The 17,553-nt window shown below is 40.0% G+C and carries 15 protein-coding genes; 11 read left to right on the top strand and 4 right to left on the bottom strand.

The window, feature by feature from the left end; translation table 11 throughout:
• Positions 1–104: 104 nt before the first annotated feature.
• From B1C82_RS13695 to B1C82_RS13685, 3 genes are all read right to left on the bottom strand, one after another.
• Positions 105–2,018 (bottom strand): B12-binding domain-containing radical SAM protein, encoded by a 1,914-nt coding sequence (locus tag B1C82_RS13695; protein ID WP_086448090.1) that lies wholly within the window; start codon positions 2,016–2,018, stop codon positions 105–107.
• A 74-nt stretch (positions 2,019–2,092) separates the two neighbouring features.
• Positions 2,093–2,464: a LipL41-expression chaperone Lep gene (gene lep, locus B1C82_RS13690; RefSeq protein WP_086448089.1), complete on the bottom strand. Its 372-nt coding sequence runs from the start codon at positions 2,462–2,464 to the stop codon at positions 2,093–2,095.
• The gene (locus B1C82_RS13685) at positions 2,448–3,512 is read right to left on the bottom strand and encodes a lipoprotein LipL41 (protein ID WP_086448088.1); all 1,065 of its coding nucleotides are present in this window, start codon (positions 3,510–3,512) and stop codon (positions 2,448–2,450) included. Before B1C82_RS13685 ends, lep begins: the two co-directional genes overlap by 17 nt.
• A 275-nt stretch (positions 3,513–3,787) precedes the next feature.
• On the opposite strand from B1C82_RS13685, the gene nadA reads away from it, so the two are divergent.
• Genes nadA through B1C82_RS13670 form a run of 3 tightly spaced genes read left to right on the top strand, consistent with a single transcriptional unit; the run spans position 3,788 to position 5,710 of the window.
• Complete coding sequence (gene nadA / locus B1C82_RS13680; protein WP_086448087.1) at positions 3,788–4,759, top strand: quinolinate synthase NadA; 972 nt, start codon at positions 3,788–3,790, stop codon at positions 4,757–4,759.
• A gap of 4 nt (positions 4,760–4,763) precedes the next feature.
• Positions 4,764–5,246, top strand: coding sequence for a 2-C-methyl-D-erythritol 2,4-cyclodiphosphate synthase (gene ispF / locus B1C82_RS13675; RefSeq protein WP_086448086.1), 483 nt, complete (start codon positions 4,764–4,766; stop codon positions 5,244–5,246).
• The gene (locus B1C82_RS13670) at positions 5,219–5,710 is read left to right on the top strand and encodes a hypothetical protein (protein ID WP_086448085.1); all 492 of its coding nucleotides are present in this window, start codon (positions 5,219–5,221) and stop codon (positions 5,708–5,710) included. The genes ispF and B1C82_RS13670 overlap by 28 nt, the downstream gene beginning before the upstream one ends.
• Here the strand turns inward: B1C82_RS13670 and B1C82_RS13665 are convergent.
• On the bottom strand, positions 5,707–6,138 hold the full coding sequence (locus tag B1C82_RS13665) for a GNAT family protein (protein ID WP_086448084.1): 432 nt from the start codon (positions 6,136–6,138) through the stop codon (positions 5,707–5,709). The two genes, B1C82_RS13670 and B1C82_RS13665, sit on opposite strands and share 4 nt — an antisense overlap.
• 94 nt (positions 6,139–6,232) lie before the next feature.
• On the opposite strand from B1C82_RS13665, the gene B1C82_RS13660 reads away from it, so the two are divergent.
• The 8 genes from B1C82_RS13660 (at position 6,233) to B1C82_RS13625 (ending at position 17,538) form a co-directional block, all read left to right on the top strand.
• Positions 6,233–6,580, top strand: coding sequence for a DoxX family protein (locus B1C82_RS13660; protein ID WP_086448083.1), 348 nt, complete (start codon positions 6,233–6,235; stop codon positions 6,578–6,580).
• Between the two features lie 151 nt (positions 6,581–6,731).
• Positions 6,732–7,592, top strand: coding sequence for a tetratricopeptide repeat protein (locus B1C82_RS13655; protein WP_086448082.1), 861 nt, complete (start codon positions 6,732–6,734; stop codon positions 7,590–7,592).
• 13 nt (positions 7,593–7,605) lie between these two features.
• Positions 7,606–8,562 carry a DNA-processing protein DprA gene (locus B1C82_RS13650; RefSeq protein ID WP_086448081.1) on the top strand — a complete coding sequence of 319 codons (957 nt, stop codon included), beginning with the start codon at positions 7,606–7,608 and terminating at the stop codon, positions 8,560–8,562.
• 19 nt (positions 8,563–8,581) lie between these two features.
• Entirely contained in the window at positions 8,582–10,072 is a 1,491-nt protein-coding gene (locus tag B1C82_RS13645) for an HTTM domain-containing protein (protein WP_086448080.1), read from the top strand.
• Between the two features lie 525 nt (positions 10,073–10,597).
• Entirely contained in the window at positions 10,598–16,387 is a 5,790-nt protein-coding gene (locus tag B1C82_RS13640; protein WP_086448079.1) for a beta strand repeat-containing protein, read from the top strand.
• The gene (locus tag B1C82_RS13635; protein WP_086448078.1) at positions 16,384–16,869 is read left to right on the top strand and encodes an LIC_10463 family lipoprotein; all 486 of its coding nucleotides are present in this window, start codon (positions 16,384–16,386) and stop codon (positions 16,867–16,869) included. Before B1C82_RS13640 ends, B1C82_RS13635 begins: the two co-directional genes overlap by 4 nt.
• Positions 16,856–17,236 (top strand): Bor/Iss family lipoprotein, encoded by a 381-nt coding sequence (locus tag B1C82_RS13630; RefSeq protein ID WP_086448077.1) that lies wholly within the window; start codon positions 16,856–16,858, stop codon positions 17,234–17,236. Before B1C82_RS13635 ends, B1C82_RS13630 begins: the two co-directional genes overlap by 14 nt.
• Positions 17,224–17,538 (top strand): LIC_10461 domain-containing protein, encoded by a 315-nt coding sequence (locus B1C82_RS13625; protein ID WP_086448076.1) that lies wholly within the window; start codon positions 17,224–17,226, stop codon positions 17,536–17,538. The genes B1C82_RS13630 and B1C82_RS13625 overlap by 13 nt, the downstream gene beginning before the upstream one ends.
• The last annotated feature ends 15 nt before the right edge of the window (positions 17,539–17,553 follow it).

Here is a 17,553-nt window from a genome sequence, read left to right as displayed (position 1 = left end):
ACCGTAAACTTGGGGGAAAAATTGTATAAAATCGTCAGGATTTGATTTTTCGGGTGAAGATCCGAAAATTTGAAAAGATTGCTGCGAGGTCCTATTTTAGTTGATCACTTCTCCGAATAACCAAGAACTTCCCAACACCAGCGTTTTTCTAAAATTCTATTAGCAAATGTTACAGATTCAGGATCCGCATTTTCTTTTAGGACTTTCCATGCGGCCGAGTTCTCGTTTTTAGAAATGATCCTTGCTCCTGGAAATTCTCCCCCAAGCTCTGCTGATTTTTGGACTGCTTCTTCCCATTCCATTTCTTGGAACACAGGAATATATTCTTTGATCTCGGAAACCCATTCTAATGGAAAGGAAACCCCAAGCGGAAGAACAAGAACGATCCTATGGAGCATATTTTCTCCACGATGAGCAAGTGTACGAGAAAGATAAGATGCCGGGACCTTAGAACATTCTTCCATGATCTCAGTGATCAGTTCAGGATCAAAAGTGGATCGAGGATATAAAACAATATCAGTTACTGCAAAAGGATCTTTGGTAAATCTATAATTCAATCTATCAAAGAATTCTTTTTTAGATTTTTCTAAATTATCTCCTCTCCACCAAATAGAAACATGGCGAGCACCGGAAATGGAAAAATCTTCTATTCCGAATCTTTCTGTGAGTCCAGGTGAAAAAGAAAATGTATCTAAAACTGCTGTATCAGGATCTGATAATAGACTTCGAGGGGTTTCATCCAACCTTCTATCCAATCTATCTTCTGAGCGGAATAATGTGGAACTAAGAGCCTCAGGACTAAAATTAGGAGTTCGGATCACTCTATACGGAGGTTTAGGAAGATAAACCAAACCCTCTGACTCTGCATCTTTTCTCATTGCGGTTCCGGGAAGAATAGACAAAGGAAATACCTGGACCCATTCTCCTAGTCCATGCCCGTAAAAGAATTCTATTCCTTCCATCACATCGTCTGGAGTATCTCCAGGAAGACCTATGATCAAATCCAATAAGAGTTCAATTCCTCGATCGGCCAACATTCTTGCTGCTTCTGCAACCTTTTCAGGACTTCCAAAACGTTTTACTCGTTTTAAAGTTTCCTTATTGATGGATTGCATCCCGAGTTCTATTCGATTAAAACCTGCTAATGCAAGTTTGTCTGCAATCTTCTCTGTAATTCCTTCGGATCTCAATTCTCCGAACATAGTCATGGATCTGTCTGAGTTCACATCTATGATCGCATCTAAAAATTCTTCGAAGCCTGGTCTATGATTGAATGTAGGATCTAAGAATACTAATTCTTTGGCGCCTTTGTCTTTTAGGTTAGAGAGAAGTTTGATCGTCTCAGGTATATCCAAAGTTCTTAATACATTGCTACTCTTCGGATAAAAACAATAAGTGCATTGAGATCTACATCCCCTTACAGTTTCTAAATAAGTAGATCTTGCAGGGTCCACTGGCACAAACCCTTGCAGATAAGGAGAAGGATAACTAGTCAGTGGAAAGGAAGCATTCTCTTCTCTGGAAAACATTCCCATCTTTCCATCGAGTTCTCTAACTGCAATATTCGGTAATTTTCTAGGATCTTCTTTTTTGAGAAGAGTGTCCATGAGAGCAAAAAATGTATGCTCTGCTTCTCCGGAAACTGCTATATCATAACCTGTTTCGGAAAGAACAAATGGATTATCCGGATTTACTTCGGGTCCGCCGATGAGTATCTTAGTAGATGGAGATCTACGTTTGACTTCTTTTGCGAGGTGAAGACTTCTTTCTGTATTCCAAAGATAAAGTGAAAAGCCCAAGAACTCAGGTTCATCTTTCGCGATCCTGTCTGCAAGTTGGCTATCACCTTCTTTATCAGTGATATCAGGATCCAGAACTTCTAACTCCAGACCTTTCTTTTCCAGGCCATTCTCCCTGGCAGAAACTGCTAAACAGCCTGCAGCCAAGGGAACATTCCCTGTAGCGGCAAAGGCTGTAGGAGGTGGAACAGGCAATTGTACTAGCTTTAACTTTGCCATAAAGAAGTCTTGATTACAAAACTTTAGACTTCTCCGGTTTCTACAATCCGGAAATAGGAGAGCAAAAACTAAGCTTAACCTTCAGTCTCTGCCCTTTTAGGAGAGTGTTTTTTACAATCCTGGAGATCAGAAAACTTTTCCTTAGAGAGTTCGCATTGTACTTGGAGTAAACTTTTATTCTCCACACAACTTTTGATAATCGCTTCACTGGTTTCAGGCTTTAGCACCGATCTTAACATCAATGCCTGCACACCCTTCTCCATGGTTTCGTCGTTTGCGATCAATTTGGAAATATGGATCTGAGCATCTGAACATTCTTCCAAATTCGGTTTCGTTCTGCTACAATCTGACAAGAAAAATGTAGCACATAAAAGAAAAGCGGACGTTAACCGCCCGCTTTTCTCGAAACAGAAAGAAAGTTTTACTTTCTTACTTTTCAGTGTCATCAACTGCAGCAGCAGCTTCTACACGTTTACGAAGTTCTCTAACGTAGTTCTTGTCAGCTCCGCTAAGTTTCATTGCTTCTTCGTAAAGTTTGATTGCTTTTTCGAAGTCACCAGCTTGGAAGTAGTAAGTTCCTAGGTTTGTTTTCGCTCCCCAAGACTTTCCACCAGCTTTTTTATCTGCTTTTTCCCAGTTCTCTTTCGCTTTTTTGAAGCTAGGAGTTTCTCCAGTGATCTCTTGGTATCCGTCGTCAAGGTATCCTGCAACTTCAGGATCTTCGTCGTCTTTAAATACTTTGATATACTCGGTTTTAACTTTTGGAGAAAGTCTGTCTTTGATGTAAAGAGCAGCCTCGTCCAAAGCCTTTCCGAAAGAGTCAAGAACAGAAGGACAATCCAAGTTACCAACTCCCCCATCAACTTTTGCAGGGTTAGAAACTACAGCTTTTTTAACTTCTCCAGTTTCTACTTTGATTAGAGTAGCATCTAGAGGAATCAACATATAACGGATACCAGTTTGTTTACTGATTGGACCACTTCCCGTATCAACTTGTTTTCCAGTCGCGATAGAAGCGATTGCTCCTACACCTTTCATTGCAGCCGCGCCGTAATCTACCATCATCTCGCTTCCGCATTCAGTGTATGGTTTTTGATAACCAATATGAAGAATTGCCTCAGCACCTAATTGGTTTCCGAGTTTCACACGGCTTTTAGTAATTCCGGTAAGAGTTAGAGAAGCCTCATTGATAGAGTCAGCTCTTTTGCTTAGGTCGATCAGTTTATAGTAAGTTTCCTTGTCGAAAGCTTCGAAAACTTTAGAAGGCATTTGATCGATAAAGCTGGAACCTGCTCCGAAAACGGTTTCCCAGAGACTTTTTTGAGGTTTTTCGACTGCTAATCCTACATTGCGGATAGAGCCTAGGAATTTTTGAAGCTGGCGTCCCTCTTTTGATTTAGGAAAAACAGGGTATTCGACTTCAACTTTTTCGCCGCAGTTGGAAACCGAAAATGCAATAGCGCCTGCAAGGAGCAGAGCAGAGATTTTTTTCATTGGGTTAATACCAATCCTTTATGGATGATTTTTAGGAATAACTTCGTATTTGTTCCGGCATTTCTTTTTCTGTCAATTTATTTTAAGACAGGGTCGGTCCTCGGCAAAAAACTTGGGACCTGAGGAATGAATGACAGGTTTTGGGCGCTGAACGGATTATAAACACTTGCAAAACCTAGTTCTTTCGGCAATTTTACATTTAGGTTGCCGGACTCCGAAAAATAGGAGTCGAAAATAAAAAGAGATAGAACCGCCTTAAACTGGCAGAGGGCCTAATGAAAACCATAGAGGATATTCGAAAATCTCTGGAATCCACTTACATGGAACATGAAATAGAGGAAAAACTTCCTCTGATCCAGGAGATTAACCGTCTCAAAAAAGAGAAAAACGCAGTACTTTTAGGACATAATTATATGACTCCGGATGTTTTTCACGGAGTTTCAGACATACTTGGAGATTCACTTTATCTGAGTAAGGCAGCCGCCGAAACGGATGCAGACATTATTCTATTTAACGGGGTCCATTTTATGGCGGAGACTGCAAAGCTTATGTCTCCAGAGAAGAAAGTACTCATCGCTGACCTAAAAGCAGGCTGCTCTCTAGCGGAAAGTATTACTAGAGAAGATGTTAAAAAACTAAAAAGCCAATATCCTGGAGTTCCGGTAGTGACTTATGTCAATTGTACTGCCGAAGTGAAAGCTGAAACTGATATTTGCTGCACTTCTGCAAACGCAGTCCAGATCGTAAATTCTTTGGATAGCGATACAGTTATCTTCCTTCCTGATGAATATCTTGCTGGGAATGTGCAGAAACAAACTAATAAAAAGATCATCTCCTTTCCTGGACGTTGTATGGTACATGAGATGTACACTGCAGAAGACATTCTTTCCGTTAGAAGACAATGGCCTGGAGTCACAGTAATCTCCCACCCTGAATGTAACACAGACGTGGTAGAAGTTTCCGACTTCGCAGGATCTACTTCTCAAATGTCCAAGTATATCCGTGATTCGGGAGCTAAAGATGTATTCTTAGTTACAGAATGTTCCATGGGAGACAATCTCAGATCTGAATTCCCTGATAGACAATTTGTTTCTTCTTGCAGGACCTGCCCTCATATGAAACGAATTACATTAGAAAAAATTAAAGATGCTCTTCTATACGAGCAATTCGAGATCAAATTAGATCCTGAAATCGTAGAAAAAGGAAGAATGGCAGTCCAAAGAATGCTGGAAGTGAGTTACAAATAACTTAATGTACCGAATAGGACAAGGCCTAGACTTTCACAGACTGGAGAAAAACGAGACCCGCCCTTTAATTTTGGGCGGAGCTGTCATTGATTCTGAATACGCACTCATCGGTCATTCCGATGCAGATATCGTAATACACGCATTAGCCGATGCGATTTTAGGAGCTATGGGACTGGGAGATATAGGACAATATTTTCCCGACACAGATCCTTCTCTTAAAAACATGGATTCCAAATTGATCTTGCAAAAAACTTTAGATCTTGCAAAAGAGAAAAGTTTCAGCTTAGTAAACATCGATTGCACTTTAATCGGAGAAAGACCTAAGATTGCTCCACATAGAATTAAAATACAATCCTCACTTTCTAACCTTTTAGGACTTCCTGAAGATTGTGTTTCCGTGAAAGCAACGACTACCGAAAAAATGGGAGCCTTGGGAAGGACCGAAGGATTGGGCGCAAGTTGCGTGGTACTTTTGCAGAAAAATTAAAACCTTCTCACAAGATTGCGATCAAATGGACTGCAATTTTGTTCATATTCATTACGATATTCTTATATATTCTTAAAGATCCATATCTGGAAACCTCTGCTTATTTATTAAGGCGGGAAGTAATGGAAGAATTGCCATTAGGAAGTTCTAAACGAAAGGTGATGGATTATATCAAAAGAAAAAAATTAGATTTGGTCGGTTTTCATCAGGGACAATTTCCAGACGATCCGGAATATGTTTCGGATATTATGGTATTCACCAAAAAAGGGACAGTCCAATCCAATGCATTTCACTGGATTCCAACCGAGAGTAGTTATACTGAAGTTAATTTGGGAATGTATGTAAATCTAAAAGAATTTAGATTTTGGAAAAAACCTTTTCCACTAAAAGTGAGGTTATTCTTTTTATTTTCGAATCAAGAATTGATACAGATCAGAGTTATTAAAAAATCGTTTCCTTTTTAGTGAACCTTCTCCATTAAGATCGCGTCTTCTCCCGGGCCATAATAAGATTTCCTTCTCCCTGATTCCACAAAACCTAATTTAGTATACAACAAAATCGCAGAAGAATTCACATTAGATACTTCTAAAATAGTTCTGGGAAATAAATCGCATAGTGTTTTCAGGATGGATCCGGCTTCTCCTCTTTTACGTTTTTCAGGGAGAATTCCTATTCGTAATAATTCCGAAAAATCAATCAGGTCCATATAAAATAGGAAACCTGTATCCTCTTTGATCCAAGCAGGATGATTTTCGATATGGCTTTGGATGGAATAATTGGACCAAGAAGAATTTCCAAATACTGTTTTTTCCATTTGGATCAGAATTTGTAAATCTTCAGGTCGGACCATTCTCCAACCTTGGGGCAGATCAATTTTTTTTCCCAGATCCAATCCATTTTCTCCTTGCGTGAGTCGGGATCTTCCATACTAATTAACGGTCGCTTTGCGAAAGCAATTTTCGATCAAACTCGAGGAGAAAATTTTTATGCAAACAATCGGGAAATATGTGTATGCTGTCCCGTTCCTACTTTTTGGACTTAACCATTTTGTAGCAGGAAGCCAAATGGCTGGAATGGTTCCTGTCCCAGGCGGAGTCATTTGGATCTATGTAACAGGAGCCGCAATGATCGCAGCTTCGGTAAGCATTTTTATAAATAAAAAAACCAAACTCGCTATGATCCTACTAGCTGTACTATTAGGAATTTATATTGTTCTTCTACATTTACCAGGAGCAATCAAAGGAGATATGTCCTCCACTATCAATACCTTAAAAGATTTAGGCCTTTTAGGTGGAGCTTTAGTTATCGCTGGAATTTCCAGAGATAACGGATAATTTAAAAAGGGAGAAGGATCTATACCTTCTCCCTTCCTTCCTGATCTTTTTTCCTTCCAAAAAAATTCCATTTTCAGGATTTTCCGTGGACCATCCGTACACTTATCGGACATGGTATTTCAAATACGATTTCTTCCCGAGGTGGAATCAAATGAGGACCATATCCCTTCTCGTTCTTCTTTTTGTATTTCTGTTGTCCGATTGTAAAAACCTAAGTAAATTTTCAGGAAAGAATACAAAACCTCCAACAGTCGAGGATTTGGATGCTTGGAAACGCCGCTTAAATATGGACGAATCCGAGATCATTGAATTAGAGAAGAAGATCCGAGAAATGGCATCTAAGACCAGATCTGCGGGAGCTCTCAGTTGGAAAATCGCCCAAGGTTATATGAAGATCGGTGATTATGATCTAGCATCCAAATATTATAATAAAGCAATCCAAGAAGAAGGTTCCGGAAAAACAGAAGTGATCGGCGCCGATGTTCATTTTTTCGAATCATCTCTACCTTATTTTGATAAAGCACAACTTTTGATGCCAGTGGACCAACAGCTTCTTTTTGAAACTGCATTGTCTTATGCAAACGCCTCCAAGGACAGAGGTTGGGAACCTAAAAGAAGACAAATCGCAATCGAGATCTTCCAATCCCTTTCGAGACAAGATACAAGAGATTCCAGGTTTCCTTATCAATTAGCTCTGATCTATTTTGACTCCTCTATGGCTGATTCTTCCTGGGAAGGGATCAATGCAGGTTTCCAAGACCAAGAGAAAGCATTTACTCTTTTAGATTCTATCTTAAAAAAAGAGCCTCGTAATGTTCCTGTGTTATTTGCAAAAGGGAACTTTTTATATAGATTTGGAAAAGCTCAAGAAGCAAAAGACATCTATCTACATTTAAAAAATACGATAGAAGGTCTAAAAAAAGACGGATTTATCAAAGAAGATCTGAACGAAAATGAATCTTATAAAAATGTAATTAATAATCTCAACAAAATGGAATCCCCCGAGAATTAATACGGAGATCCATATGGATTTTCTTTCTCTTTCTTCTCCAAGTTTATATAAAATCCTATGTAGATCCAGATTTTTATCCCAGAGTTTCTCTCAATCGGAAGTTCTGGAAAAATTGAATAAAATACTTCCAAAAGATCTGAAAGAAAAAGCGGAGTTTGACTCTAAAAATTATTCTTCTTCCTTAAAGAAATTAGGAGTAGATATTGTTTCTTATTTTGATCCTGAATATCCCTCCCTTTTAAAGGAAATTTATGACCCTCCGCCAAATTTATTCTGCTTCGGCAATGTTTCTCTTTTAAAACTTTCCTACCTTGCGGTTGTGGGAACTAGAAAAGTATCACCAATCACATTATATTATTCTAAATTAATTCCAAATTTTGCGAATTCCCTTGGATTGGATGGTATTATTTCGGGCTTAGCATTAGGACTTGATAAGGCCGCAATGTTACAAGCATTAGACCAAGAAATTCCTGTGATAGGAGTAATGGGCACAGGTCCAGAAAAGGAATATCCTTACGAAAACAAGAATTTATACAAAAGAATGAAATCTTCTACAAATGGTTTAGTGATCACAGAATGCCCTCCAGGTTTCGAAGTCAGAAAATATGCGTTCCCAAAAAGAAATAGGATCATCACTGGGATTTCCCCTTCTCTTTTGGTAATGGAAGCTCCTTCTAAAAGTGGAGCATTGTCATCCGCATCTAACGCGATCTCTCAAGATAGAGATGTTTTTGTTTTTGATCATCCTCTACAAACTCAGAACCATGGTGGAAAACAATTACTCTCCGAAGGTGCAAGTCCTGTCTCGTTTGATAATTATCAAAAAGCAGGAGAAAAAATTTTTCATTTAGAGGAAATTCTCCCTTCTAACTTCGAAGAAGTTCCCGGAATGCTTGCTCAATTGGGAAAAAACAAATTGAATGGTAATTGGATCGATTTAGGAAACGGTTTTATTCGATCTGTTCAATAAATAGAAAAAGGAATCAATCTTGTCTATTTGGAATCGGTACAAGTCCAAACTATCCGAACAATCTCCAGCTTGGTCTTTAGGATTTTTCAGATTTGGATTCGGTATTCTTTTATTTTTTATCTCAGCTCGTTATCTTCAGTATGGTTGGGTGCAAAAATATTTTTTGGAGCCTGATTTTCATTTTAAACATTTCGGATTCTCTTGGGTCGGAGTAATTCCTGGACCACTATTATATTCTGTTTTTATAATCATTTGTATTGCGGCGCTTTTCATCTCTTTTGGTATATTATACCGGACCTCAATTTTAATTTATTGGTTAGGATTTTCTTATTTTAATCTCCTGGATGTTTCCACTTATCTAAATCATTACTATTTAGTTTTTCTTTTACTCTTCCTTTTATTTTGGATCCCGGCAGATCGTTGTTTTTCTTTATCACATTTTTTAGATGCATATCGGAAAGGTAGATGGAGTATTCCTAAAATTCCAAATTGGTCTTTATGGATCCTTCGATTCCAAATCGGTTGTGTATATTTTTTCGGTGGTTTAGCAAAATTAGTTCCGGACTGGTTATTCTCTGCCCAACCTCTTAGAATTTGGTTAGTTCGAAATACAGACTTTCCCGTGATCGGCGGATTTTTCTCTTATCCAATTGCAGGTTATATTTTCAGCTATGCAGGATTATTTTTTGATCTATTCGTTCCATTCTGTCTTCTGAAAAAAAATCTGAGACCTTGGGCCTACACTTTTGTTTTAATCTTTCACATTCTCACCTGGAGACTTTTTCCGATTGGAATGTTTCCTTGGATCATGATCTTTTCTGCTTTAATATTTTTTCCTGCAAGCTGGCCAATTAAAGCCAGGGGATTCTTAAAAAGAAGAGGGATTTTCCCTTACGGAGAATTTAAAAATTTATTCAAAACGGCTTGGAACAAACTTCCAGTCACATTCCGCTTTCTTTCCGCAAAAATTTTACTAATATTTTTTAGTACTTTAGAAAAACCGAATATATGGTGGAGAAGTCTCGAAACCAAGTTGAAAGATTTTGCTTCTTTTTTTGTTTCTAAATTCGGAGTCTGGGCCGCGTCCTTATATATTTTGATCCAGACACTTTTTCCTCTCAGGCATTTTTTATACCCTGGGAATCATTTATGGACCGAACAAGGTTTTAGATTTGCATGGCATATCATGCTCATTCAAAAGAATGGATTTGCCAGCTTCCAAGTAGTCAATTTACGGACTGGTGAGATCCAATACATTTTACCAGAGTCTTATTTAAACGAAGTCCAAAAAACTATGATGAGTACTCAACCGGATCTAATCTTACAATTTGCCCATTTTTTAGGGGAAAAAGAAAAGAAAAGAACAGGCGATGATATTGCAGTCTATGCAGAAGTAAGAGTTTCCCTAAATGGCAAAAAAAGCCTTCCATTCATTGATCCAAATCGAGATCTAATGAAGGTGAAGGATGATTTTTTAAATAAGGACTGGATCCTTCCAGACTTTAAATAATTTCGGTCAGTAGGGACATAAAAAACTAAATTAGTCAATTTCTTACGTTAGTCGAAATCTGTTCTAATATTGAATTCGCTCCAATTGATTACGAATTCGGAAACAATATTTGTAACTGTGTAAAATCTGAGTCAAAGAATTTAGTAAATTAACTTGAAAAAGGTACAAATATGTTCCGTCTTACGTCTCCAAATGTAATCATTCATTTACTTACTTATTTTTGATCTATATTTTAAAGCCGTTAGTCGTATTTTCCGATTTTTCAGAGTAAACATTCATAGAAGCAAATAGCAGGAAATGCTTTCGGAAGATTTCGCCTACTCAAGTGATACTTTTCGACAACTAAAACAAGTTCTGCACATTTCAATATTCCCAAGGCTTCTCCCTCGGTGAATGTAAGTATTTACTTACAAAACTAATCCGTATTATTTATTTTTTCTTGAAATAGTCGTTAGATATGTATCGTCCGATAGAATTAAGTCGATAGTAGAATCAGTAGCCACTGTCGAACTAAAAGAGATATATATGAGTTCCGGAATCAACCCCACCAAAAAATTTTACGCTGCAGTTGCGTGTTCCTTCCTTCTTTTCCAAGGATGTGTTGCCTGGCCTTTGCTAACGGGCGCTGTTGGGCTCGCGGCAGGAAAGAAAGGTGGTGGATTATTCTTTCTTCCTGGCGGAGGAACTCCTACATTAAGCAGAGTAGAGATCTCTTCTCCAAATTCAAGTTTCGCAAAAACTACGAGTATGTCCTTGGTGGCGACTGCTGCGTATTCTAACGGAACTCATAAAGATATTACTGCGGATGCTGTTTGGAGCACCAGCGATTCAAATATTATTTCTATGGCTGCTGGTGGGCAAGCTACAGGAACAGGAGTAGGATCTGCAAATATAGGTATCACCTATGAAAACAAAACTGCACAAATTTCTATTTCAGTGACATCGGCTCCTTTGAGCACAATTTCGATTTCTTGTGTTAACCAGACGGATAATTTACCTAAAGGGATCACAAGACAATGTACTTTAACAGGTAATTTTGCGGATGGTTCTAACCAAGATCTGACAAATGATCCAAATACTACATGGAATATTGGCAATTCTTCTGTAGCTACAATTGATTCTACGGGACTCGTAACTGCAGTAGATGCTGGAACTACTTCTATCCAAGCTTCTTATAATTCATTCAATGCAAGTAATTTATCCTTAACAGTTAGTTCTGCTGCTTTAGTTTCTATTGCAGTAACTCCTACTAACAAATCTTTAGCATTGGGAAAAAACCAACAGTACACTGCGACTGGAACTTACTCAGACAATTCTAACCAAGACATTACCAATTCTGTAACTTGGAATTCTTCTGATACGGCGGTGGCTACTATTAGCAATACTGCAGGGTCTAAAGGACTTTTATCCACAGAAGATATGGGAACTTCTACCATTACTGCTACTCTGAACTCGATCGGAGGAAGCACTGATGTTACAGTTACTGCTGCAGTTCTTGAAAGTATTTCTATCACGCCTCCTAACCCAAGCACTCCTAAGGGAAGAACATTAAATTTAGTCGCTACGGGTATTTTCTCAGACGGTCATAATGAAACCATCACCGATCAAGTAACCTGGTCCAGTGATGATAATTCTATAGCAACTGTGGATAACGGTTTGGGATTTGAAGGTAGAGCTTCAGGGATCGCCGTAGGAACAGTGGATATCACAGCGGAAATAGGAGGGATAGTAGAAACAGTATCCTTCTCAGTAACTGCTGCAGTGTTGGAGTCCATCCAATTGACAGCAGATGATTCCTCTATTGCAAAAGGAACAAGCACTACAATCTTGGCAACTGGAGTTTATTCTGACGGAACCTCTCAAAATATCACCGGTTCTGTTTCTTGGACTAGCTCTTCTACTTCTGTCCTTCAATTGGGAACCTTAACTGCTACTCCTAAAAAGCAGGTGAATTCTCCGAATAACGGATCACTTGGAACTTCTACAATTACTGCTACTTCTGGAAGTATCAGCGGAACTGTGGATATCACTGTCACTGCGGCAAAATTAGTTTCCATTGCAGTTACTCCTACAAATCCAAGTGTTGCAAAAGGATTAACCAAAGACTTTACTGCAACTGGAACTTACACTGATAGTTCTACTCAAAACTTGACTACATCTGTTACCTGGGCTTCTTCCGATACAAGCAAGGCCACTATTAGCAATGCTTCCGGAACAGAAGGTAAGGCAACTGCTGCAGCGATAGGAACTACAAATATTACTGCAACTTTAGGAACGATTACTTCGCCTTCTACAACGTTGACTGTAACCGCGGCGGTTTTACAATCGATTACGATCACTCCTTCTAATCCAAGTGTTGCGAAAGGAAGATCTGAAAATTTGAGTGCAACGGGAACTTACTCTGATAATTCCACTCAGGATCTTACAACTTCAGTTACTTGGTCAAGTTCCAGTAACTCTACCGTAGGTGTTAGTAATGCGAACGGGACCAAAGGAAAGGCAACAGGTGTATCTGTTGGAACAGCAACAATTACTGCCACCTCAGGATCCGTATCTAACTCCATTACGTTTACTGTAACTTCTGCTGTCTTGGATTCTATCGAGGTCAGTTTTACAAGTTCTTCCATCGCAAAAGGGACTTCTACCCTGGCAGAAGCTACAGGAACATATTCAGATGGAACCACTCAGGATATCACAGACCAAGTTGTTTGGGATAGTTCTCAGACTTCTATCATCCAACTGGGAGTGTTGACTGCTGCACCTAAGAAAACATTAACTTCTCCTAATAATGGTTCTTTAGGAACATCTAATATTTCAGCTACTTTAGGAAGTATTAGCGGAAATGCAAATTTAACTGTAACAGCAGCGACTTTAGCCTCAATCCAAGTGGATCCTACAAATCCAAGTGTTGCCAAAGGACTGACTCAGAACTTTACTGCGACTGGAACTTATACAGATGCAAGCACTCAGGATTTGACAACTTCAGTTACCTGGTCTTCTTCCAGCACAAGTAAGGCGACAATCAGTAATGCTGCAGGAAGTAAAGGTCTTGCAACTACTCTTGCAACTGGAACTACAAATATCACAGCAACATTAGGATCAGTAACTTCTCCTGCGAGTGTATTGACTGTGACTGCTGCAGCTCTTACAAGTATCACGATCGCTCCTTCTCCTACTTTAAGTATTGCGAAGGGACGCACTCAAAACTTCACCGCAACGGGACATTATACTGATAGTTCTACGTCGGATTTGACAACTCAGGTGACTTGGAGTTCTTTCGATCAAACTAAAGCAACTGTTAGTAATACTTCTGGAACTAACGGTAAATTGACTGCTCTCCAAGAAGGAAGCACTCAGATCTCTGCAAGTTATAACTCAGTAACCAGCACAGATACTGCAGTTACAGTAACGGCTGCAGTCCTGGATAGTATCTCCATCACCCCAACTAATTCAAGTTTGGCAAAAGGTTATACGACTCCATTTACTGCAAACGGAGTATATTCTGATGCTACTACATTGGATATTACTGCTCAAGTAACCTGGGCTTCTTCCAATACTTCTTCTTCTACGATCAGTAATGCGAGTGGAAATGAAGGGAAGGCGACTGCAGTTGCAGTTGGAACAAGCACTATCTCCGCGACCCTAGGTTCAGTATCTGCCTCTACTAATTTTACGGTAACAGCTGCGGTTCTAGTCTCGATCGCAGTGTCTCCTACAAATAGTAACGTGTATACAACTCAAACTAAAGATTTCACTGCGACTGGAACCTATTCCGACTCTAGCACCCAAAACTTGACAACTTCAGTTACATGGGCTTCTTCCAGCACAAGTAATGCTACAATTAGCAATGCCTCCGGAACAGAAGGTAGGGCAACAGGTATTGCAGCGGGAACTGTTACGATCTCTGCAACCAGCGGTTCAGTGAGTGGAAACACTCAGTTAACTGTAGTTTTCCTGGATACTACAGCACCGACTGTATCTAACGTGGTTTCTTTGAGCCCGACTACAGTAAGAGTAACATTCTCAGAATCTGTGGATACAACTCAGGCAACCACTGCCTCTAATTATAAATTGGCTCTGACCTCTGGGGTGACAGGTTCATGCTCGAATAATAGTAATTTCTCCTCTACTTCTAATATCACTGTTTCTTCGGTTAGTGGAAGTGGAGCGATCTATACTCTGACCCTAGCTTCTTCGCAAACCTCGGGGACAAACTACACTTTGATCGTGAATAAGAGTGGGATCCAAGACCTTTCTGCAAGTCCGAACAATTTAGGTTGCGCAAACTACGGCGACTTTGTAGGACAAGAGCAGTTGAAGGTAAGTTCTGCATCTTGTGCAAGCACTAGCACTGTGATCATCAACTTCTCCAAGCCGATCAAGTCCGGAAACAATGTGAGCAATTCCGCGGAATGTAGCAGCACAGCAGAATGTGGAAACCGCTACGCGTTTGTAGGAACCACAAGCTTAGGAAACATCAGCTCTGCCAAAATTCTGGATGGCGTGGTCTGCGGTGGAGCAACTGCTGATTCAGCAAAAGTTTGTGTGACCCATGGTTTATTACAAACTGGAGCTCAATACACTATTATAGCTGCGAATAATGTGAACGGAGACGGATTCGATAATACTTCTTGGGGTTCTATTCGTGATTCGGGAGATTCTGAAAATATCCAATCTTCGCCGAGAGATAGAGCTTCCTTCTTAGGTTGTGGAACTTCTCCTGTAAACTTTGAAGATGGCCCAATCTCAATCGATCCGAACGGTTCCACGTTCGGTTATTTAGCGGACTTTAACAGCAAGATCTATACAGGTCCGAATAATGCGGGTAACGGAGCATTACGTTTCGCTTATGATGGTTCTAACCCTGAGTCAGTTCAGTTCTCTTTTGCGAAAGATACTAACGGACAAAATTCAGATACTTCTAACGTTAGTTCTAACTCTGCGACCACCAGAGAAAATAGCATTGCAGTTCCACCTTACGTGACCTTAGGGCACTCAGGCTGTACACAAAACGATGCAACTCTTGCAAATGGTTGTGGTCCGGACAATGAAAGTGGAAGAGGAATTTTCACAACGGGTTCTTTAAGTAGCAACCCTTATATCTTCATTGCAGCAGCAAGAACAGTTCCGAGCGGATCTAACTATAATTTCGATTATATTTACTACTCGAACGATACTTCCACCAACCTGAACTATAAATATATTGATATGGGTTCCATCACAGGAACTGTAACTGCAGGTACTTCTTCCATTAGCGTTCTAAATGATAGAGTGTTCCCTGGATTTGCAAAACCAAGTAATGATGGAACTGGAACAGGCGGTGGATTAAACGCTCCTGACTTCGGATTTATCACATTCAATAGTTCCGACTCTGGCGGCACAGGAAACTGTACTGCAGGTTCCAACTGTGATGCGTACGATGGTAGCAATGGTAGAAGGATACGTATCGATTATATGCCTTACTTTGGCGGCCCTTCAAACGGCGGAAACGGGAACGTAAATAGCAGCCCGAACTGGGGATATTATATCGGTGTGGATTCTTCCATAGTATTTAAGAGCAGGATCTATGCCGCAAACGGTGGTTTGCATGCAGTGGGGCATAATGGATCGATTATCCGTTCTAATTCAGCGAATCCGACAACTGCTTGTTCCACCAAGAACACTTGCACCGATTGGACAGAAGTTGGGCCAAGAACCAATACCAAATGGCATAATAGCACTACGAACAATTGGTTCTCTCTGGAACTAGCAAAATTCTATGATCTTATCCCTGCCGACAGAGCTTTTGCTCAGTTTGCAGAATACAATGATAGATTGTATGTGACTCGGACCATTTGTGTCCAAGGAACACAAGCTAGCGGAATTCGCACAACTGCAGGAACAGTATCCGGTTGTACGGACGGAACCGACACAAACCGTAGAGCTCAATTATGGAAATGTGATCCTACTCTTACAGGAGGCAACACGGAATGTGATGCTGGCGACTGGACTGTAGTGGGAGATGATGGAAATGGTATCACTAACTTCGGAGATTCCACCAACAAAACAATTACGATGGTGGCTAAGAACGGAGCTTATCTGTACGTAGGATTCGATAACCCGAACGGTATCAGAATCTATCGCACGAATACCAGTAACCCAGGCTCCGCATCTAACGTATGGACTCAGATTGCCGGTAATGGACTTACAGATTCAAGCAATGTTCAACAGATCTTCTCCGCCGTATCCGTGAGCACTGGCGGTGTTTATTATCTCTATGTGAGTGTTGGTAAAAACAATACTCCAGTAAGAGTATACAGACAACAAAACCTATGAAAAAGAATTTAGGCCTAAGTTTCGTATTCAGCTTATTCTTTCTGATTCTTTTCTATAATTGTAGAGAAGATCAGGGACATGAACCTTTACGTTTCGAAAAAATTACCAAAGCGGAAGCCTCTGCTTTCCAAGCGCAAGTGGATGGAACAATTTTAGAAGGATCTTGGGAATATAGGTTTAGGATCAAACAAGCTGATAGAGTTACTCTTATTATAGAAGTTCTAACGGATAAGCCTGACCTGGGAGTGTCTTTGTCCAGAAAAGGGATCTTATTCGATTCTAAGATCAAATGTGGAGAAAAGATCAGTCAACTTTCTCCTTGCAAACTTGAAATCAACAATCCTGAAAAAGGAGATTATTCCTTGGTTTTAAACCATCTTTCTTCCGATCCAACGGAAGTTCTTTCTTACAGAATATTCGCCGCAGTACATGGCCCAGGTTATGCTTCGGTAATTTGGGAGGAAGAAGTTGCGCGCAGATAAAGTTCTACACATCTTCTTTATATTGCTATTAAGCTTAGGATTCGGGGAATCTTGCAGACATGCAATGGTCCGTTATCCACAAGCTCCTCCTGAAGCATGCAGGATCTATCCTACTTCCAAGGAATGTAAACGTGCTTTGGATATAAGATCTGCTCAGGCGGAACAAGGTGGAGAAGTTCATAAGGTCCAACATACCTATTACTTCTTCGGACTTTATCCAGGTAATTTGGTCTTAGACACTTCTAAGTACTGCGCAGATGGACCTAGATCGGTTCACCAATACACAAGTTTTTGGAATGGATTTTGGGAACAGTTAACTCTTGCGATCTATTCCCCTCAGACAGTGGAGATCGAATGTTACAAATAGTCAAAATTCTAATCTTAGTTTTGACCTTGGGTCTTTCTGTGGGCTGCCATACAACCACTGTGGTCCATAAGGCTGGAGAAACTCCTTATGCATTGGCAAAAGAAACTCCAGGTCCGGATAAAAAAGCAAAACAGGGAAGTACAGTTTTCGGGATCTACTCGACCACCGCGCCTATGGAAGCAAGTTGTGATAGGAACCATCCCGAAGTGATCATTAAGACTGGGTTCGTGGACCTAGTCATTCATACGCTGATCGGTCCCTTCTATACAACCAAAACCGTAGAAGTTTACTGCAAACCGTAAATTGCTGGCCAAGGT

Origin of the sequence: Leptospira venezuelensis (assembly GCF_002150035.1) — a bacterium.
GTDB lineage: Bacteria > Spirochaetota > Leptospiria > Leptospirales > Leptospiraceae > Leptospira_B > Leptospira_B venezuelensis.
Note: the sequence above shows the minus strand (reverse complement) of the source record. Positions and strands in the feature narration are given on the sequence as shown.